This is a genomic window from Burkholderia sp. 9775_39 (assembly GCF_015712225.1).
Taxonomy (GTDB): Bacteria; Pseudomonadota; Gammaproteobacteria; order Burkholderiales; family Burkholderiaceae; genus Burkholderia; species Burkholderia cenocepacia.
On record NZ_JACCQC010000120.1, the window covers coordinates 1 to 386 of the forward strand.

General features: G+C 65.8%; 1 pseudogene. It reads right to left on the reverse strand.

Annotated features, from left to right (window positions below):
• A pseudogene (locus H0X90_RS35570) lies at nucleotides 1-386 on the reverse strand (NADH-quinone oxidoreductase subunit G); the annotation flags it as partial.

The window sequence follows — 386 nt, forward strand, 5'->3', positions numbered from 1 at the left end:
CAGACGAACGCCCGGATCGCCGTGGCGCAGTTTCCCGCCCACCTCATCCTGGAACTTGTTCCATGCCTGCGGGGAGTTCCAGCCCGGCGCCCAGGCGAACGGGATCTGCGAACGCGGGGCGGACGGCTGGTTGTTCCCTTCCATGGAGAAGGCGAACATCGTGTCTTTATCCTGCGGCTGACGCGGCTCGTGCACGCTGATGTTAGCGCGCATCGCCGTGCGGCCGCTGTAGCGGTGCGGTTCACGCGCCAGCTTCTGGCCGCGAATGCGGAAGGTCGCATCCGGCGCGGCGTCTTTAATGCCCGCCAGCTGCGGCAGCGCGGCAATCGCCGCATCAATGACGTGGTCCAGCTGAGTCCAGTCAACCTGACGGTTGTTGACGGTGC